The following is an 18629-nucleotide window of genomic DNA, read 5'->3' as shown; positions in this document are numbered from 1 at the left end:
GTCCCAATCCTCTCGCCGAAACTCGGTGTCATGGCGACGCGTGCGCAACCGATCCGCCACCATGGTTACCGCTCGCCCCGCCCGATTTCGGGATCCCCGATAGCTCAAGGCTATCGAACGGTTATCGCGAACGGCCGCAACCGCGCAATCGGCGGCGTGCCAGACTTGCGCCCGTGACCGACCCCACCGCGCCCGAGTCCGCCGTCTCCGTCCGCCTCGTCGTCACGGGGGCGCACGGACAGGTGGGCCGGGAACTGCTGCGTCTGGCTCCGGCCGCCAGCGGCTACGGGCGCGCCGAACTCGACATCACCGACCCCGTCGCCGTGCGCGCGGTACTCGCGCCCGGCGACGTGGTGCTGAACTGCGCCGCCTACACCGCCGTGGACCGGGCCGAAACCGAAGCCGAAGCGGCGTACGCGGGCAACGCCACCGGACCGGCCGTGCTCGCCGAGGTCTGCGCCGACCTCGGTGCCCGGCTGATCCATCTGTCCACCGATTACGTCTTTCCAGGTACCCAGGATCGGCCGTACGACACTACGGATGTGACGGGGCCGACGTCGGCGTACGGAGCGTCCAAGCTCGCGGGTGAACAAGCGGTGCTCAACCGCTGCCCGGACGCGCACGTGGTGCGCACCGCGTGGGTATACACCGGGCGCGGTGGCGATTTCGTCGCCACCATGCTGCGGCTGGAGCGGGAACGCGACACCGTCGACGTGGTCGACGACGAGGTCGGCTCGCCCACCTACGCCGCCGATCTGGCCGCCGCGCTGCTGGAACTGGCGGGCCGGCCGGACGCCCCCCGGGTGGTGCACGCCACCAATGCGGGGCAGGCCAGTCGATTCGAGCTCGCCCGCGCGGTGTTCGCGGGTATCGGCGCCGATCCGGGGCGTGTCCGCCCGTGCGACTCGTCCGCTTTTCCCAGACCCGCACGGCGCCCGGCGTATTCGGTGTTGTCGCCGCGGGCCTGGAACGATGCCGGGCTGCGTCCGCTGCGGGATTGGCGGACCGCGCTGGGGGACGCGCTGGCACGACGGTCCGGCTAGCGCGTACCTCCGCCTTCGCCGCGGCCCCGGACGGGCCATCGGCGAACGGAGTCCGGCTGCGCCCATTAGAGTTGCCTGTCGTGAGTGATTCCGATTCCGCGGCGCCCGCGGGCCTGGCCGTCGTCACGGTGACCTACTCGCCGGGTGAGCACCTCGAGCACTTCATCAGCACCCTGGCCGGGGCCACCGCGGAGAAACCGCAGGTGATCCTCGCCGACAACGGGTCGGTGGACGGTGTGCCGGAGCTGGCCGCCGAGGCGAATTCGCACGTGCGTCTCCTGCGCACCGGCGGCAACATCGGCTACGGCGGCGCGATCAACCGGGCGGTCGCGGAGATCGATCCGGACATCGAGTTCATCGTGATCGCCAACCCGGACATCCGCTGGGGCACCGATTCCATCGACAAGCTGCTCGCCGCCGCCAAGCGCTGGCCGCGCGCGGGTGCGCTCGGGCCGCTGGTGCTCGAGCCGGACGGCAGCGTGTACCCGTCGGCCCGCCGGGTGCCCGGCCTGCTCGACGGAGCCGGGCACGCGATCCTGGGCACGGTGTGGAAGTCCAACCCCTGGACCCGCCGGTACCGGCAGGAGAACGAGGAGATCTCCGAGCGGGCCGTCGGCTGGCTGTCCGGCTCGTGCCTGCTGGTACGGCGCGCGGCGTTCGACTCGATCGACGGCTTCGACTCGCGCTACTTCATGTACATGGAGGACGTCGACTTCGGCGACCGGATGGGCAAGGCGGGCTGGCACAACGTGTTCGTGCCGGACGCCGAGGTGACCCATGCCAAGGGCCACGCGGCGGGCCGCCATCCCGAGGTCATGCTGCCCGCCCATCACGCCAGCGCCTACCGGTTCCAGGCCGACCGGCATCCGCACTGGTGGCAGGCTCCGCTGCGGCTGGCGTTGCGGGCCGGACTTGCGATCCGCTCGCGGATTGCGGTTCGATCTGCCCTGCGCCAGCAGGCGCGCGACGCCGGGTAACCGGCGGCGCAGGCGAGAAACGACCTTGTGAACAGGGGAGCTTGATGGCAGGAAATGCAGGCACCGACGCGGTGATCCTGGTCGGCGGGCAGGGAACGCGGCTGCGCCCGCTGACCCTTTCGGCGCCCAAGCCGATGCTGCCGACGGCCGGGCTGCCGTTCCTGACCCATCTGCTCGCCCGCATCGCGGAGGCCGGGATCACCCATGTGGTGCTCGGCACGTCGTTCAAGGCCGAGGTGTTCGAGGAGCACTTCGGCGACGGCTCCGAGCTCGGCTTGGAGATCGAGTACGTCACCGAGACCGAGCCGCTCGGCACCGGCGGCGCCATCCGCAACGTGCTGCCCAAGCTGCGCGCGGACAACGTGATGGTGTTCAACGGCGACGTGCTGGGCGGCACCGATCTCGGCGCGGTGCTCGACACCCACGAGTCGACCCGCGCCGACGTGACGCTGCACCTGGTCCGGGTCAGCGACCCGCGCGCGTTCGGCTGCGTGCCCACCGACGAGGACGGCCGGGTCACCGCGTTCCTGGAGAAGACCCAGGATCCGCCGACCGATCAGATCAACGCCGGATGCTACGTCTTCCGCCGCGAGTACATCGAGAAGATCCCGGCCGGGCGCCCGGTGTCGGTGGAGCGCGAGGTGTTCCCCGCGCTACTGACCGAGGGCGCCCGCCTCCAGGGGTACGTCGACGCTTCCTACTGGCGCGACATGGGTACTCCCGAGGACTTCGTGCGCGGCTCCGCCGACCTGGTCCGCGGCATCGCGCCCTCCCCCGCCCTGCCCGGTCAGCGCGGTGAATCGCTGGTCCATCCCGGCGCGGGCGTCGCGCCGGGTGCGGTGCTCATCGGCGGGACGGTCGTCGGCCGCGGCGCCGAGATCGGCGCGGGCGCGCGCCTGGACGGCGCGGTGGTCTTCGACGGCGCGGTGATCGAGGCGGGCGCCACGGTCGAGCGCACCATCATCGGGTTCGGGGCGCGCATCGGCCCGCGGGCGCTCGTCCGCGACGGCGTCATCGGGGACGGCGCGCACATCGGCGCCCGCTGCGAACTGCTGCGCGGAGCCCGCGTCTGGCCCGGTGTGGTGATTCCCGACGGCGGCATCCGCTTCTCCACCGACGTCTGAGGCGCGTTCCGCTCGCCGCGCCCACGGCGATCGTCCGGCTGATGCGGGCCGCAGGCGTGCGGCTTCGGGAGGCGGCGGTCGACCGAACATGTGGCTTGCGCCGCGCGCAGGGTTACCAGGATCGACGCGCCACGGACTTCGCTTGCCCCGGGCCGCACACGCCGTCTGACACCACGCACGCGACGGTGCGAGAAGTCGCCGGTCAGGAGAAGCCGACGGCCTGTTGCCCCCAGGCGGTGTGCAGGTCGCGGTCTGGATCCTCGACCACGCGATCGACGCTGTCGATGAGCAGGGTGGCGCGGTCCGCGAGGAGGTAGGGCGGCCAGTGTTTGGAGCCGTCGAGCGCTGCGGGGACGCCGTGGGTGGCGAAGGCCAGCCAGCGGCGCATCATGCGCCCGGAGACCTCCGTGGCCGCTTTGCGGCCGCCGAGCCAGAAGGTGGGGTCGCGGTTGATCGTGCCGAAATTGCCGAAGACATACGGCAATTCGGTGGCGTGACCCGCGCCGACCCGGGCCGCCCGCAACATCGGGGTGGCGTAGTCGAAGCGGTACATCCAGGTGGGCGAGTGCTCGGCATGACCGTCGGCCACCCAGTGCGCGGGCATCCGGAACGCCGCGTCGGTGGACATCGCCAGCGCGCCGCGTGCCTTGTTCAGGTCCGGGTAGGCCGAGGTGATCTCGGCGATCCGCTCCGCGGACATCTCCGGGTGGCCCGCGGCGACGTCACGCAGCATCGCGTTCACCGCGTCCGGCGTCACCGGCATGATCGGCGAGCGCAGCAGCCGGAACAGCGACGCCTCGTCCTTGTTGGTGCCGATGATCAACGGCACCCGGTGCGATTGTCCGCGCTGGAACCGGTCGATCGGGTAGGTCGGCAGCAGATCGCCGTCGACCACGGGGGCGGCCGCCAGCCTGCCCGGCTCCTTCAGCGGTATCTCGTCGAGCAGGACGCCCGCCGCCGCCACGATCCGGTCGATCGGGCATTCAAGCAGTTCCTCGGCCCTAGTCGCGGGCAGTTCGATCAGCTCCAGGAAGCGCTGCGCCACCGTCGCGGCGCGCTCGGGCCCGAACACCGTGGTCGCGGGCGGGCTCTGCGCGATCGCCCGGTGGAACAGGCCGGCCGCGCGCGGCGCGGTGAGCAGCGCGGTGACGCAACCCGCGCCGGAGGACTCGCCGAAGAGCGTGACATCGCCGGGATCGCCGCCGAACGCGGCGATGTTCTCGCGCACCCACTCCAGTGCGGCGATCTGGTCGTGCAGGCCGAGGTTCGGCGCGAAGTCGTCGCCGAGCGAGGACAGGTCGAGGAAGCCGAGCGCGCCGAGCCGGTAGTTGACGCTCACGACCACGACGTCGCCGTTCGCGGCCAGCTTGCGCCCGTCGTAGATCTGCTGCGCCGCGGTGCCGAGGCAGTACGCTCCGCCGTGCAGCCAGACCATGACCGGGCGCGGTTCGGTTTCCGCGACCCGGGCGGGATCGCCGGTCTCGGGCCGCGGTGACCAGACGTTGAGCCACAGGCAGTCCTCACCCATGGTCAGGCCCGAGTCGATGGGGACCATGGTGCCCATCGTCTGGGGCGCGATCTGCCCGAAAGCGGTGCAGTCGCGCACTCCGTCCCACGGCTGCGGGGGCCGGGGGCGCGCGAACCGGGCCGGTCCGGCGGGGGCGGCGGCATACGGGATGCTGCGCCAGACGGACACCGCGCCCTCGCGTACGCCGCGTACGTCGCCGTGCACCGTTCGCGCGATGGGCTCGGCGGAACCGTCGGGACCGGGCACCGCCTCGGAGAATTGAGCACGCATCGCCGACCTCCTCATACTTCTTTTTCGAGAGTACGTCGAAGATCAGCATGTCGAGTCGCGTTGCCGGGACATCGCCGCGTCGCCTCCGATTCATCCGCTGTTCAGGCCCCTGTCCCAGCCGCGGTGTCGAATCGGTCACCGCGCCGGCCGCCGCACCCGATAGCCGGCGGAATGCTCTGTTCTCCCGGCCCAGCAGCTCTGCACGATCAGGTCGCGGCCTCCGATTCCCGGTCTCCGACCGGGGCCGGGTCGTCGCCGACATAGGCCGCCCACAGTCGGCGATAGGGACCGGCCTCGGTGAGCAACTGCCGGTGCGTGCCGGTCTGCAACAGCCGGCCCTCGCCCACCACCGCGATGAGGTCCGCGTCCGCCGCGGTGGCGAGACGGTGGGCGACCACGATGGTCGTACGCCCGGCGGTGAGCACGTCCACCGCGGCCCGCACCCTGGCCTCGGTCGCCAGATCCAGCGAGGCGGTGGCCTCGTCCAGAATGAGGATGTCCGGTTCGACGAGCTGGGCTCGCGCCAGGGCGAGCAACTGGCGCTGGCCCGCCGACAAGCTGCGCCCGTGGTCACCGATCGGCTGGTAGTACCCATGCTCCAGCGCGGCGATCATCTCGTGCGCGCCGACCGCCCGCGCCGCCCACTCGATGTCGGCGGGAGTGGCCTCCGGCCTGCCGTAGGCGATGGCCGCGCGCACGGTCTCGCCGAACAGAAACGGCTCCTGCGGGACGACGCCGAGCCGCTTGCGGTAGTCGCGCAAGCGGTAGCCGCGCACGTCGACGCCGTCCACCAGCACCGCGCCCTCGGTCGGGTCGTAGAACCTGGCCAGCAACTTCACCAGCGTCGACTTCCCCGCACCCGTCTCGCCGACCAGAGCCACCTTCTGCCCCGGCTCGATCCGCAGGTCGACGCCGGAGAGTACCGGCTTGCCGCGGGTTTCGTAGGTGAACCCCACGCCGCGCAACTCGATCGCGCCGTCCAAGCGGGTCACCGGACGCGCGTCGGCGGCGTCCGGGGTGGCGACGGGCGTGCGCAGCAGCTCACCGAGCCGATCGACGCCGACCACGGCTTGCTGGTAGCTGTCGAAGACCTGGGACAGCTGCTGGATCGGGGTGAACAGCAGGTCCACATAGAGCAGGAACGCGATGAGCGTGCCCGCGGTGAGCACGTCCTCGCGCACCTGGTGCACGCCCACCGCGAGCACCGCCGCGGTGGCGACCACGGACATGAACTCGACGAACGGGAAGAACACGGCCATCAGCACCTGGCTGCGCAGCCGCGCGTCGCGGTAGTCCCAAGACCGGCGCTCGAACTCGGCCCGGTTGCGCTCCTCGCGCCGATAGGCCTGGGTCACCTTGATGTTGTCCACGTTCTCCTGCAGGTAGGCGTTGACGGTGCTGACCCGTTCGCGCGCCAGGTTGTAGGCGGGCACCGACGCGCGCCGGAACGCCGCCGTCGAGATCACCAGCACCGGGAGCAATGCCAGCACCACCAGCGCCAGCCGGGCATCGATGACCAGCAGCGCGATCACCACGCCCGCGATGGTCACCGTGCTGGTGAGCGCCGTGGCCAGGCCGGTCTGCAGGAACGCCGAGAGCCCGTCGACATCGGTGGTCATCCTGGTCATGATCCGGCCGCCGAGTTCGCGCTCGTAGTACTGCAACCCCAGCCGCTGCAACTGCGCGAAGGCCTTGACTCGCAGGCCGTACAGCAGCCGTTCGCCCGCGCGCCCGGTGACCCGCACCTGCGCGACGCTGATCGCCCAGTCCACCGCGACCACGACCAGCGCGAGCGCCGCCGCGACCAGCAGCACGTCGCGCGCGCCCGCCAGGACGCCGTGGTCGATGCCGTAGCGCACCAGGAACGGAATCAGTACCTGCGCCAGGGCATCCAGCCCCACCAGACCCAGTCCGGCCAGCAGCGGCAGCGCGAACGGCCGCAGCAGCCGCGGCAGCGAGAACTCCGGGTCGGGGGTGCGCGAGAAGGATTCGGGAACCTCGGGTTCACCGGTCGGCGGGGGAAGGCGGTCGATCAGCTCCTGCACGTCACCACTGGGCGGCGCGGCGGCCAGCATCCCCGGGCCCGCCGCCCGGCCGACTCCGGTCGGCGCACCGGCGGCGCGCTGGGAGAACGCCTTCGCCACTTGCTCCAGGGTCCGGGCGCCGTCGTCGTCGTCCCCGGCGGGCTCCACCCACAGCGGTGAGGTCGGTGTCTCGGGCCGGGCGAGGCCCGCGTCCACGCCGATTCCGGTCACCTCCGGCGGGGTGAACAACGCGCGGAAGAGCTCACCGGAGCGTTGCAGATCGCGCAGCGTGCCCAGTTCCGCGACCCGCCCGCCGTCGAGCACCGCCACCCGGTCGGCCAGCGCCAGGGTGGACAGCCGGTGTGCGACGACGATGGTGGTGCGGCTGCGCATCTCCGCCGCGATCCTGGCGTAGATCTGTTCCTCGACCTGCGCGTCGATGGCCGAGGTGGCGTCGTCGAGGACCAGGATGGGCGCGTCGGTGAGCAGCGCGCGAGCCAGGGCGATGCGCTGGCGCTGCCCCCCGGACAGCCGCTGCCCGCGCTCGCCGATCCTGGTGTCGAGTCCCTCGGGCAGCGCCGCGACGAACTCGTCGGCCGCCGCGAGATGCAAGGCGTGCCAGACCTGTTCGTCGGTGGCGGCGGGACGACCGTAGGCCACGTTCGCCCGGATGCTGTCGGCCATCAGGTGGGTGTCCTCGAACACCATCGCCACCTGGTCGCGGGCGTCGGCCAGGTAGCGGATGTCGACGCCGTCGAACAGGATCGCCCCGGCCTCCGGGTCGGTCAGGCGCGGCAGTAGCTGCACCAATGTCGATTTGCCGCTGCCCGCGCCGCCCGCGATCGCCAAGGTCTCGCCCCCCTCGACGGTCAGTTCCAGCCCGTCGAGCACCCGCGTGCGGTCGAAACCGAAACCGACGTCGCAGAACTCGACGCGCGGCGGCGCATCGCCGCGCACCGCGCCCACCTGGGGACGTTCGCCCGGAGCGGGCGCCTCGATCACCTCGCGCACCCGATCCAGCGATGCCTTGCCCTGCTGGCTGACCGTCAGCAGCATGGCGAACTGCCGGATCGGGCTGACGAACGAGCCGAGATAGGTCATGAACGCCAGAAAAGTTCCCAGCGTGATGGATTGCGACAGCGCGAGCAGCCCACCGGCGATCAGGATCAGTGCCTGTCCCGCCGCGGGCACGGCCTGCATCGCCGGGGTGAACCGGCTGGTGATCCGCGCGACGCGCAACCGGGACCGGTACAGCTCCCGCGCCTGGGCCGCCAGCCCGTCCAGTTCGTGCCGTTCCTGGCCGAACCCCTTCACCACCCGCACCCCGGCGACGGCCGCTTCCACCCGCATGGCCACCTCGGCGGCGCTGGCCTGCGCGTCCCAGTTGGCCGGGAAGAGTTTCCGCTGGCTGCGCCGGGTGATGATCCACAAGGCGGGCACCACCAGCAGCGCGATCACCGTCAGCGTGGGCGACATCAGCGTCATCAGGGTCAGCGCACCGGCCAGGAGCACGATATTGCCCGCCACCATGGGGATGAGCTGCAGGAACATCTGGATCAGCGTGACGTCGGTGATCGCCCGGCTGACCACCTGCCCGGTCCGCAGCTCGGCCTGCTCGCGGCCGTCCAGCCGCAGCAGCGCGGCGAACAGATCTCGGCGCAGATCGTGCTGCACGCCCAGCGACAACTGTGAGGACGCCACCCGCCGCGTGAAGGACGACCCGAACCGCGCCACACCGACCACCAGCAGCAGCGCCACCCACGGCGCCACCGACGCCGCCGTCGTGGTGAGCGTGTCCACCACGTGGCGCACGACGAGGGGCAGCACCGCCGTCAGCAACGCGGCCGCGAGCGCACCGGCGCCCGCGGCCCCCACCAGGCGGCGGTGCTCGAGACAGCGGCGCGTCAGGTACCGGATCCATCCCCGCCGGGACGGATCCGTTTGCCCCGAACTCATCGGGCGACCGCGAGCGTGTCCACGCTTTCGTACTGGTTGGCCGGCCGGGCGAGGCCGTAGTGCCCACGCAGGGTGGTCTCGGTGTACTCGGTACGGAACAGCCCGCGCCGCTGGAGGATCGGCACCACCTGGTCGACGAAGCGCTCCAGTCCGGATGGCAGCACGGCGGGCATGATGTTGAATCCGTCGGCGGCGCCCTCCCGGAACCAGTGCTCGATCGTGTCGGCCACCTGTTCGGGCGTGCCCGCGAACGTGCGGTGGCCGCGTCCGCCGCCGAGCCGGCCGATCAGCTGACGCAGGGTGAGCCGTTCGCGCCGGGCGAGATTCACGATAAGCGTGAACCGGCTCTTGGCGCCCTGGATCTCGTCCTCGGTGGGCAGATCCTCGGGCAGCTCGCTGTCCAGATCGAGTTGCTCGATGGGCAACTCGAAGTGCGCGGCCAGCTGGCGGCGCGCGTACTCCGGCGAGATCAGTCGCTCGAGCTCGGCGTCGAGCTCGCGCGCCTGCTCCTCGGTGTCGCCGATGACGGGCACGATGCCGGGCAGGATCTTGATCGTCTCCGGATCGCGGCCCAACGCGATCGCGCGCCGCTTGAGGTCGGTGTAGAACGCCTTGCCGTCCTCGAGCGTCTGCTGCGCGGTGAACACCGCCTCCGCGTAGCGGGCGGCGAAGTTCTTGCCGTCCTCCGACGAGCCCGCTTGCACCAGCACCGGATACCCCTGCGGCGAGCGAGGCACGTTCAGCGGCCCGTCGACTTTGAAGAATTCGCCGTGGTGGCCGATCTTGCGGACCTTGCTCGCGTCGGTGTGGATGCCGAGGGCCTTGTCCGCGACGATGGCGTCGTCGTCCCAGCTGTCCCACAGCTTGGTAGCCACCTCGACGAACTCGGCGGCCTTCTCGTAGCGCAGCTGGTGGTCCGGGGTGTCGTCCAGGCCGAAGTTGCGTGCCGCGTCGGCGCCCGCGGTGGTGACGATGTTCCAGCCGACCCGGCCGTTGCTCACCCAGTCCACCGAGGAGAACCGGCGCGCCAGGTTGTAGGGGTCGTTGTAGCTGGTGGACGCGGTGGCGATCAGGCCGATCCGGCTGGTCTGCACGGCCACGGCGGTGAGGATCACGGTCGGCTCCAGCTTGCCGCTGGGCCTGCGTCCGGGATCGCCCATCAGCACGGGGCTGTCGGCGAAGAAGATCGAGTCCAGCTTGCCCCGTTCGGCGGTGCGGGCCAGTTGGACGTAATAGTCGATGTCGGTGTGCGCGTACGGATCGCTCTCCGGCAGCCGCCAGGCCGCCTCGTGGTGTCCCACCGACATCAGGAAGGCGTTGAGGTGGAGTTGTTTACCGGACATGGTCGGGTCCTTTCAGACAGCGGCCGGGGCGACGCCCAGCGAAGAGAGCAATGCGCGGCGCACGCGCTGGAATTCGGGCAGGCTCGGGTCACGCTCGGGGGGCAGGTCCACCGGCAGGTCGACCGTGATGCGCCCCTCGTCGAGCACGAGCACCCGGTCGGCGAGCGCGATCGCCTCGTCCACGTCGTGGGTGACCAGCAGCACGGTCGGGCGGCGGCGCCGGATCAGCGCCCGCAGCAGTTCGTGCATCTTGATCCTGGTCAGCGCGTCGAGCGCGCCGAAGGGCTCGTCGGCGAGCAGCAGGTCCGGCTCGCCCACCAGCGAGCGGGCCAGCGAGACTCGTTGCTGCTCACCGCCGGAGAGCTGGTTGGGCCACGCCCGTTCACGTCCGGCGAGACCTACCTCGGTGAGCACCCGCACCGCCGCGGCCTTGCGCGACCGCGGCTGGCCGTAGAGCACGTTCGCCAGCACCCGCTGCCACGGCAGCAGACGGGAATCCTGGAACACCACCGACGTCTTGGCGGGAACCCGCAACGTCCCCGACCCCGTCACGTCGTAGTCGAGCCCGGCCAGCGCGCGCAGCAGGGTGCTCTTGCCCGACCCGCTGCGGCCGAGCAGCGCGACGAACTGTCCCGCCGGGATGGTCAGCGTGAGGCCGTCCAGCACGGTGCGTGCACCGAAACCCCTGGTGAGTCCATGGATCTGTACGCCTAACCCGCGATCGTCCGTCGCCACGACAGCACCTTTCGCTCGAGCAGCCGGATGCCCGCGTCGGACAACAGGCCGAAGGTGCCGTAGACCGCGAGGCCGACCAGTATCACGTCGGCCTGGCCGTAGTTCTGGGCGTTCTGCATCATCTTGCCCAGCCCGTCGATGGCGTTGACGGATTCGACCACGATCAGCGCCAGCCACGCGCCGGTCACCGAGAGCCGCAGGCCGAGGAAGAATCCCGGCAGCGATCCGGGCACGACGACCTTCCTGATGAACACGCCTCGTGAAACACCTTGAACCTCCGACAGTTCCACCAGCCGCTGATCGATGGTGGTGAGCGAGGCGTGCGTCTGGATGTACATGGTGACCACCACGCCGAGGGTGATCAGCACGATCTTGAACGATTCGCCGATGCCGAGCCAGAGGATCATCAGCGGGATCAGGCCGAGGCTGGGAATCGCGCGCTTCACCTGGATCGGGCCGTCCACCAGCGACTCGCCGAACCGGGACAAACCCGCGATCAGGGCGAGCGTCGTGCCGACCAGCACGCCGATGCCGAGGCCGATGCCCGCGCGCTGGAGCGAGGCGGCCACATTCTGCGCCAGCGAGCCGTTCACCAGCAGATCCCAGCCCGTTTCCAGCACGGTCCACGGCGCCGAGAGCTTGCGTTCGTCCAGCCAGCCGAAGTGCGCACCGGCCGCCCAGAGGGCCAGAACCACTGCCACGCCGAGCATCCGGGCGAACGGCACGGATTTGCGTAGCCCGAGCCTGCGCAAGTGCCTGCGTTCGACGAAGCCGTCGGTCCGCGACGGCGGCACCGCTACGGTGCGAGTCAGTGCGATGGTCATGGCGACTCCTGGGTTGTGCGGCGGCCGTTCACCGGCTGTCCTGGGTGCGGTAGTTCGCGGGCACCGCCTCGGCGGCGGCGCGTTCGAAGCGACGGTCGAACAGTTGGCTCGCATCGAACGGTTTGCCGAAATAACCTGAGCCGGTGAGCAGGTCGACGGTTTCCTGCTCCCACGCGATCGCTTTGTCCCAATTATCCGGGAAATAGGGCTTCGGTGTCGTCTCCAGAATGCGGCGGCCGTCCGCGGCGGAGACTTCCTGATCTTTCACGTAGTAGGACGAGATCCATTCCTCCGGATGCTCCCAGGCCCAGACTTCGCCGCGCGCCCAGAAATCGACGAATTGTCGCACGGCCGCGAGTTTCGCGGAGTCGCGCAGGACTGCGGTCGGCGCCCACAGCACGGTCAGTGCGTCCACCGCGGGTGTGGCCACCGCCGTGGCGCCTTGCCCGCGGTACTTCTCCAGGTATTTGGTCAGCGACGGCTCGCCGAGCGGCGCCACGTCGATCTGCCTGCCCTGCAGCGCGGTGAGGAACTGGGGGCTGTTCAGTTCCACCAATTGCACGTCGTTCGGGCCGAGGCCCGCGGCGCGCAGGGTGCGCAACACCACCACGCCCTGGGCCTGACCGGGCGAGAAGCCGATCTTCTTGCCACGCAACTCCTGGATCGAGCCGATGGTGACGCCGGGAGCGGTGGCCAGCTGATAGTTCGGAACATCACGGACTTTGACACCGACGATCTTGGCTTCGAGACCGGTCGCGTGAGCATGGATGGGCGGGATGCCCGCGTTGGTCGCGACATCCACGGAACCGCCGCGGAAGGCTTGGATGACGTCGGGCCCCGCCTGAACGGCGGGCCATGCCGAGACGGTGAACGGCAGCTTGCCGGTTTCGCCGGAGGCTTCCAGCGCGACGCGTGTGGTGCGGACCGCGACCGACAGCGAGGTGCCCGCCGGGACGCTGGTCGGCAGAGCGGATTTCAGATCGGTGTCGCCACCCTCATCGGTGGCGCACGAAACGGCGAGCAGGGCGGCGGCGGAGGTGACGAGTGCTAATCGCCGGAGAGAATTGCGCACGGTGATTTCCTGGGTCGAATCCGGTGTATTCGGGGACATTTCGTTCCCGGACAACACCGCTGTTGCGACCCGGTTCCGGCGATGGTGTGATGCATTTCTTTCATAAAAGAACTCTGCCGAATACCCACGCCGGACGTCAATATTCGTTCTACTTAAAATAAGTCGGAGTCAAACGGCCGCCTCCAGCGCGCGCAGCGGGGTGTGGAAGAGCCCGTGCAGCACCACGGCGCCCGCGGACATCTCCAGGACTCGTCCCTCGAACGACGAGCCGACCACCAGTTCGGCCGCGTCGGCGCACAGCAGCGAATGTTGCTCGACCGCGGCGAGATACGCCTCGTGCACACCGGCGACGCTGCGACCGCGGTCGACGATCACCACGGATTCCGGGTCGAGCAGATCGATCAGCGCCGCTACGACCCGGCCGAGCTCGCGGGCCCGTTCCAAGAACAGGGCACGCGCGGGCGCCTCCTCGGCCGCGGCGGCAACCAGGTCCGGCATGGTCGACGCGACACCACAGCGCTCCAGCAGCGCGTGATCGGAGTAGTAGTCGTTCAGCGACGAAACCTGCTGCGGCCCAGCGTTCTTCCCGGCACCGAGGCCGAGCAGCGTCTCGATCGAACCAGCACCCGATCTCGGGCCGTAGTGCACCTGTCCGTGCACCGCGATAGCCACATCGATCACGTTTCCGACGAACAGCACCACCGAACTCGCCGTCGCGCCCATGCGGCCGAACAGCTGCTCGGCGTGCATCAACGCGCGGGTGTGGCTGTCGAGCTGGGTCGGCAGTCCGGTACGGGCGGCGAGATATTCGCGCACGGGCACATCGCGCCAGCGCAGGAACGAGTGATCCACGACCGACCCCGCCGTCCGGTCGACCCGGCCGCCGACCGCGACGCCGAGTCCGACGATCCGCAGGCCCGCCGCCTCGTCACGGACCCGGCTCACCTCGGCGGCGGCGGTGGCCAGGATGTCGTACGGGGCGTGGGTGGGGTGCGGCACCTTTGTCGTGTGCCGGAGCGTGCCGCCGATGTCCACCACGGCGATGGTGGTGTGGGTGGCGGCGATGTGCACCGCCATGGCCACGTTGTCGGCGGTGTCGAGCGCCAGCGGGCTGTGCGGCCGCCCGATTCCGGAGGCCCCTGCGGTCTCGGGCAGCTCGACGATCAGGCCGGCCTCCAGCAGCGCGCGGGTCTGCCAGGTCACCGTGGCGGGTGAGATTCCCGCGTGCCTGGCGATCGAGCTGCGCGGAGCCGGCCCCAGCTCGAGCAATGCTCGGAGTACCGCTCCCGCGCTGCCGTCCGCCATCACCGTCACCTCTTCATCGCCGCGCTGCCCAGCCACGGTACGGACGCGGTGGGCGGCTGCGAAGATTTCGGCGCAGTCCGATCCGAACGCAGCGCGGCGCGGCGCTTAAACTGAGCGGATGCCGAGTTACAGCTACCGGTGCCGCAGCTGCGGCGACACGTTCGAGGTTTCCCGCCCGATGGCCGAGGCGTCGGCGCCCGCGACCTGCCCGATCGGCCACGACGACACGGTCAAACTGCTGACCACCTTCGCCACCGTCTCCCGGGGCGGCGGGGGCGCGCCAGCGCCGAGTCCGGCGGCGCCGCCTGCGGGTGGCGGCTGCTGCGGTGGCGGCTGCTGCGGCTGACTTCCCGGCGCGGTTTCAGTCGCGCCGGTCGGCGTGGCCGAGGTCGCGCTCGGGTGCCACCCGGTCGCGCACCCGCTGCTTCAGCACCGCGATGTCGGGAAAGCCGCCGTCGGTCTTGCGCTCCCAGATCTGCTCGCCGTCGACGGTGATCCGGAAGATCCCGCCCGAACCCGGCCGGAGCGCGACTTCGTCCAGGTCGGTGGCGAACGTGCTGAGCAATTCCTGCGCCATCCAGCTCGCCCGCAGCAGCCAGCGGCATTGGGTGCAGTACTCGATCGCGACGCGTGCCATGCCCGCCGACGCTACCGGTCAGTCGGCGTGCGTGCCGTCCAGGTAGACCCAGGCGCCATCGGACCGGGCGAATCGGCTGGCCTCGTGCAGCGCGCCGCGACCGCCCGCGTCCCGGTAGTGCGCGACGAACTCCACCGTTCCGGTGTCGTCGAACAGGCCACCGCGGTCGGTCCGAGTGACTTCGAGGAACAGCCAGCGCTGGGCGGGGTCGAGGGTCAGATCGGCCGGTCGCGTCCGCGGATGCCAGGAACGCAGCAGGTAGGCCACATCTCCCACCGCGAACGCGGTGTAGCGCGAGCGCATCAACGCTTCGGCGGTGGCAGCGGGACGCTCGCCGCGAAGCACCGGACCACAACAGTCGTCGAAGGCCTCGCCACGCCCACAGGGGCAGCGCCGTGCTCCGCTCACGCCACGTCCTTTCCGGTCCGAGCAGCGCCGTCCATGGTCACGTTCGACACCGCTTGTCCTGATCCGCTCCATCGTGCCGGTTCCGGCCGATCTTGCCGCCGGACATGATCGCCGGGTCAATCCCGGCGCGCCTGCACCGCCGCCAGATCCGCCGCAAGGGCGACGGTCTGCTCCCGCCAGCGCCGCAGATCGGTGACGCTGGGCGCGAGCTCGTAGTCGTGGTGGTGCGCGGCGCGCGACAGCGCCGCCCAGAGCACGGCCACGCGCGCCGCCTCGTCCGGGCCCGCGAAGGCGCGCAGCGCGATCAGCTGCGCCCGCATCGGACAGCGGACCAGCGGTGGCGCCAGCCGCAGCCACAATTCGTCCACGGCTTGCTCCAAGGCGATCCGCAGAATCCAGGCCGTCGCCCGGGACCACAGCCCGCCCGCGTCGGTCACCGATCCGGCGAGCAGCAGATCGACTGTCTCCAGCCGCTCGGCGACCGACGGCCGATTCCCGCGCGGCCGGTGCGCTCCGTCGTTGCGCCCACGCTGCCCGGGCCGGGACGCGCGGCCGCCGCCCGCGGGGCCGCGACGTGCGCCGACCGGCCGACGCCGACCGCTCATCGGCACCTCACCGGGCCAGCCACGCGACGAATTTCTCGGTCTCGCCGATCAACTCGCGCATGTCGCGCCCGATCGGCACGTGCGCGCCCGCCGTGGCGTCGCGCAGTGCGTCCACCACCCACCGTCCTTCCGCCGCGATGAGGTTCTTGTTCAGATCGTCGACCTTGCTGCCGACCCCGAAGACCGCCAGCGCCACCTTCGCCCTGGTGGACTGCGCGGCATCGATGTGACGCTCCACCTCGCGGTGATTCATGCCCGCGGCAAGCAGCGTGCGCCGCGCCCTCGCCAGGCTGGCCGCCTCCACCGCGGAACGGCAGCACGTGGCCACCAGTTCGTCGGCGATCGCCGCGGGCAGCTGCGGGGTGCGCACCAAGGCACGGGCGTCGTCCAGATAGCGGCGGATCGGATCGCTGGACACCCGCACCTCGACCACCGAGCGGTCGCGCCGCTGCACCTCGAGCACGGTCGCGTCCAGCTGCATCCGCCGCACCGCCTCGGCGAGGCGCTCGTCATGGGTGAAGACCACCACCTGACGGGTCCAGGCCACCGTGGCGAGCACCTGGGCCAAGCCGTCCACCTTGGCCGGGTCCATCGCCTGCACCGGGTCGTCGATCATGACGAAGCGGAACGGGCTCTGCTCCACCGTGGCTCGCGGCAGGAACAGCGAGAGACCGAGCGCGTGCAACTCACCCTGGCTCATCACGCCGAGAGCTGCGCCGTCCACCTCGTCCACGGTGACGTCGAGCAGCACGCGGCGCGCGGTGCCCGCGTTGCCCTGCAATCGGATCGCGCCCAGTTCCACGTTGCTCTGCTGCCGCAGCGTGCGCCACACCCATCGGGCCGTCGTCTCCAGCGGCGTCATGCGCTCGCCGCGCAGGCCCGCGGTGGCCGACTTCAGCCAGTCCTCGGCCTTCTTCACCGTGCGCAGTTCCGCCGCGTGCGCGGCCACCTCGCGCGCGCCCTCCAGCCAGGCCACGATCCGCGGCACCAGCGGCGTCCACACCTCGTCCAGACGGTCGAGTTCCTTGCGGGTACCCTTCTGCAGCAGGTCGAGCTCGCCGACCAGCCGCGCGTGCGCGCTGCGCAGCCTGCCGGGCAGGTCCGGGGTGTATTCGGTGGCGGTCAGCGCGGCCCACTCCGCCCAGGCCTCGCGCACCGCCGTGGTGTCGACCGACGGAGGGTTGCGCGGGTCGAAATCCAGTTCGGCCGGCACGAGGTCGGGAAGCGCCCGCGCGGCGCGCACGGCGTCGCCGAGTTCGATGCGGGCGGTGGTGAGCGCGTCCACCCGGGCGGCGAGTCGCTCGATGGCGGCATCGGTCTCGCGCACCCACGTCTCGTCCAATGCGCCGCGGCCGCATACCGGGCACGGACATGCTCCGCTCGCCGCCTGGTGCTCGCGGGCTTTGCGCAGCAGTTCGAGCAGGCGCAGATCGGACTCGGCGTCTGCGGTCGTGCCCTCGGCGAGGGCCGCGCCACACGCTTCCAGCCGGGTGGCCACCGCGTCGACTTCGGCGTCGTCGGGCAGCGCGAGCCGCACGATCGCGCGCAAGCCGTCCGGCCCGGCCGGATCGTCCACCACGCCCAGCACTTCGCGACCTACCGCGGCGAGATCGGGTTGGGCGGGCCGCAGCAACCCGGCCACCCGGATCGCGCGGTCGTCGGCCACCGACGCGAGCAGTTCCAGCAGTTCCAGTCGTTCCTGACGCGAATCCCGCACGGCGCGTTCCAGTTCCAGGCGGCGCATCCGGATCCGTTCCTGCGCCAAGGTGAGTTCGTCCAGGCCCAGCAGCTGATGCAGCGCGTCGAACAGATCACTCGGTTTCCCGTCCACCAGCGCGCCGAGTTCGCTGTAGGACAGGAAGGGGCGGTAGAGCTCGAGCTGGGCCGTCCACCGGTCCATGTCGAAATCCGTGGGCGCCGCGGGCGGATACCGCTGGGTCCAGTGTGCGTCCGGCAGGTCGGCGTCGGCCGCCCATTCCTTGGTGATGGTGAGCCGGGGCGCGCCACCGGCGGTGAGCATCTCCAGCTCGATCCGGGCGGCCGTGCCGTCGTGCAGGTTGCGCCAGCCTTCCCGCCAGGCCGCCGATCGCCCGTCCCATCGGCGGTTCCCGCCGGTCAGCGCCAATTCGGCGGCCTCGGCGAAACTGGATTTGCCGCTGCCGTTGCGGCCGACCACGAGGGTGAGACCCGGACCCGGCGGCAGCTGTAGCGTCGTCTCGGGACCTATGCCGCGGAATCCGCGCACCCGGATGGCGCTCAGGAAGATCCCGGAGTGATCGAACGCCGTTGCCGCGTCGTCCGATTCGGCGGCGCCGAGGGCGCGCAGCACGGTCCGCGTGACCGAGGGAGTCGCCGCCGGATCCTCGGCGAGGCGCCGGGTGACCACCTCCGAGAGCCGGGGCGGCACGTCCGCGGAGCCGGCGGCCTGGACAGCGTCGGGACCCAGGCGCATGCGAAAAATCCCCTCCACCATCGAGCCGCCACACGTCCTCCGACCCCGTGCGCGGCGCCTGTCGAAGCTGTGCGAAACGCTACCCGATGGCATCGGGATCGCCCACCGCACCCAGGCGAATCTGCCCGCGGGGATGGATATGGTCATCGAAACGCCTGCGCCGCGTCTCGATGTCCACCCCTCGCCAACCCCGGCGGGCAGCTCGATGGTGTCAACACCCGTTCCGGGTGGCTCGGTCGAGCCGAACAGGACAGAATGCCAGAGCGCCACGATCGGCGCAAGATTCGTTCGGGTGGCGAATACGGCGCCGGGACAAGCCGTTCCGC

15 protein-coding genes are annotated in these 18629 nt (G+C 70.8%); 4 read left to right on the top strand and 11 right to left on the bottom strand.

All coding sequences use genetic code 11. From position 1 onward, the window contains the following. The first annotated feature begins 173 nt into the window (after positions 1-173). The 3 genes from rfbD (at position 174) to ACGF7Y_RS28965 (ending at position 3144) form a co-directional block, all read left to right on the top strand. Positions 174-1043 carry a dTDP-4-dehydrorhamnose reductase gene (gene rfbD, locus ACGF7Y_RS28975; RefSeq protein WP_393239135.1) on the top strand — a complete coding sequence of 290 codons (870 nt, stop codon included), beginning with the start codon at positions 174-176 and terminating at the stop codon, positions 1041-1043. Positions 1044-1123: 80 nt separating this feature from the next. Further along, entirely contained in the window at positions 1124-2020 is an 897-nt protein-coding gene (locus ACGF7Y_RS28970) for a glycosyltransferase family 2 protein (protein ID WP_040869272.1), read from the top strand. A 44-nt stretch (positions 2021-2064) separates the two neighbouring features. After that, the gene (locus tag ACGF7Y_RS28965; protein ID WP_063053916.1) at positions 2065-3144 is read left to right on the top strand and encodes a sugar phosphate nucleotidyltransferase; all 1080 of its coding nucleotides are present in this window, start codon (positions 2065-2067) and stop codon (positions 3142-3144) included. Positions 3145-3346: 202 nt separating this feature from the next. On the opposite strand, the gene ACGF7Y_RS28960 is transcribed toward ACGF7Y_RS28965, so the two are convergent. From ACGF7Y_RS28960 to ACGF7Y_RS28930, 7 genes are all read right to left on the bottom strand, one after another. Then, the gene (locus ACGF7Y_RS28960; RefSeq protein ID WP_393239132.1) at positions 3347-4942 is read right to left on the bottom strand and encodes a carboxylesterase/lipase family protein; all 1596 of its coding nucleotides are present in this window, start codon (positions 4940-4942) and stop codon (positions 3347-3349) included. Between the two features lie 206 nt (positions 4943-5148). Continuing rightward, on the bottom strand, positions 5149-8922 hold the full coding sequence (locus ACGF7Y_RS28955) for an ABC transporter ATP-binding protein (protein ID WP_393239129.1): 3774 nt from the start codon (positions 8920-8922) through the stop codon (positions 5149-5151). Further along, positions 8919-10265: an LLM class flavin-dependent oxidoreductase gene (locus ACGF7Y_RS28950; protein ID WP_393239126.1), complete on the bottom strand. Its 1347-nt coding sequence runs from the start codon at positions 10263-10265 to the stop codon at positions 8919-8921. The genes ACGF7Y_RS28955 and ACGF7Y_RS28950 overlap by 4 nt, the downstream gene beginning before the upstream one ends. Positions 10266-10277: 12 nt before the next feature. Further along, positions 10278-11000: an ABC transporter ATP-binding protein gene (locus ACGF7Y_RS28945; protein ID WP_393239123.1), complete on the bottom strand. Its 723-nt coding sequence runs from the start codon at positions 10998-11000 to the stop codon at positions 10278-10280. Beyond that, positions 10976-11824: an ABC transporter permease gene (locus ACGF7Y_RS28940; RefSeq protein WP_393239120.1), complete on the bottom strand. Its 849-nt coding sequence runs from the start codon at positions 11822-11824 to the stop codon at positions 10976-10978. The genes ACGF7Y_RS28945 and ACGF7Y_RS28940 overlap by 25 nt, the downstream gene beginning before the upstream one ends. 28 nt (positions 11825-11852) lie before the next feature. Beyond that, positions 11853-12896, bottom strand: coding sequence for an ABC transporter substrate-binding protein (locus ACGF7Y_RS28935; RefSeq protein ID WP_393239117.1), 1044 nt, complete (start codon positions 12894-12896; stop codon positions 11853-11855). A 168-nt stretch (positions 12897-13064) separates the two neighbouring features. Continuing rightward, positions 13065-14201: an ROK family protein gene (locus ACGF7Y_RS28930; protein ID WP_393239114.1), complete on the bottom strand. Its 1137-nt coding sequence runs from the start codon at positions 14199-14201 to the stop codon at positions 13065-13067. Between the two features lie 118 nt (positions 14202-14319). On the opposite strand from ACGF7Y_RS28930, the gene ACGF7Y_RS28925 reads away from it, so the two are divergent. Next, complete coding sequence (locus tag ACGF7Y_RS28925) at positions 14320-14547, top strand: zinc ribbon domain-containing protein (RefSeq protein WP_393239111.1); 228 nt, start codon at positions 14320-14322, stop codon at positions 14545-14547. A gap of 15 nt (positions 14548-14562) precedes the next feature. Here ACGF7Y_RS28925 and ACGF7Y_RS28920 read toward each other — a convergent pair whose 3' ends face one another. The 4 genes from ACGF7Y_RS28920 to ACGF7Y_RS28905 form a co-directional block, all read right to left on the bottom strand. Further along, positions 14563-14838: a SelT/SelW/SelH family protein gene (locus ACGF7Y_RS28920; protein WP_040869283.1), complete on the bottom strand. Its 276-nt coding sequence runs from the start codon at positions 14836-14838 to the stop codon at positions 14563-14565. 18 nt (positions 14839-14856) lie between these two features. After that, positions 14857-15246, bottom strand: a complete 390-nt coding sequence (locus ACGF7Y_RS28915) for a YchJ family metal-binding protein (protein ID WP_357125102.1) — start codon at positions 15244-15246, stop codon at positions 14857-14859. 116 nt (positions 15247-15362) lie between these two features. Next, positions 15363-15851, bottom strand: a complete 489-nt coding sequence (locus ACGF7Y_RS28910) for a hypothetical protein (protein WP_393239108.1) — start codon at positions 15849-15851, stop codon at positions 15363-15365. Between the two features lie 7 nt (positions 15852-15858). Next, positions 15859-18303, bottom strand: a complete 2445-nt coding sequence (locus ACGF7Y_RS28905; RefSeq protein WP_393239105.1) for an AAA family ATPase — start codon at positions 18301-18303, stop codon at positions 15859-15861. Positions 18304-18629: the final 326 nt, after the last annotated feature.

It is taken from the genome of Nocardia sp. NPDC047654, from assembly GCF_043205035.1.
Classification (GTDB): domain Bacteria; phylum Actinomycetota; class Actinomycetes; order Mycobacteriales; family Mycobacteriaceae; genus Nocardia.
Note: the sequence above shows the minus strand (reverse complement) of the source record. Positions and strands in the feature narration are given on the sequence as shown.

Bases quoted from the DNA above. Each gene is read 5' to 3' on its own strand.
- ACGF7Y_RS28965 (WP_063053916.1), top strand. From the start codon at position 2,065: ATGGCAGGAAATGCAGGCACCGACGCGGTGATCCTGGTCGGCGGGCAG.
- ACGF7Y_RS28960 (WP_393239132.1), bottom strand. From the start codon at position 4,942: ATGCGTGCTCAATTCTCCGAGGCGGTGCCCGGTCCCGACGGTTCCGCC.
- ACGF7Y_RS28955 (WP_393239129.1), bottom strand. From the start codon at position 8,922: ATGAGTTCGGGGCAAACGGATCCGTCCCGGCGGGGATGGATCCGGTAC.
- ACGF7Y_RS28950 (WP_393239126.1), bottom strand. From the start codon at position 10,265: ATGTCCGGTAAACAACTCCACCTCAACGCCTTCCTGATGTCGGTGGGA.
- ACGF7Y_RS28940 (WP_393239120.1), bottom strand. From the start codon at position 11,824: ATGACCATCGCACTGACTCGCACCGTAGCGGTGCCGCCGTCGCGGACC.
- ACGF7Y_RS28930 (WP_393239114.1), bottom strand. From the start codon at position 14,201: ATGGCGGACGGCAGCGCGGGAGCGGTACTCCGAGCATTGCTCGAGCTG.
- ACGF7Y_RS28925 (WP_393239111.1), top strand. From the start codon at position 14,320: ATGCCGAGTTACAGCTACCGGTGCCGCAGCTGCGGCGACACGTTCGAG.
- ACGF7Y_RS28920 (WP_040869283.1), bottom strand. From the start codon at position 14,838: ATGGCACGCGTCGCGATCGAGTACTGCACCCAATGCCGCTGGCTGCTG.
- ACGF7Y_RS28910 (WP_393239108.1), bottom strand. From the start codon at position 15,851: ATGAGCGGTCGGCGTCGGCCGGTCGGCGCACGTCGCGGCCCCGCGGGC.
- ACGF7Y_RS28905 (WP_393239105.1), bottom strand. From the start codon at position 18,303: ATGCGCCTGGGTCCCGACGCTGTCCAGGCCGCCGGCTCCGCGGACGTG.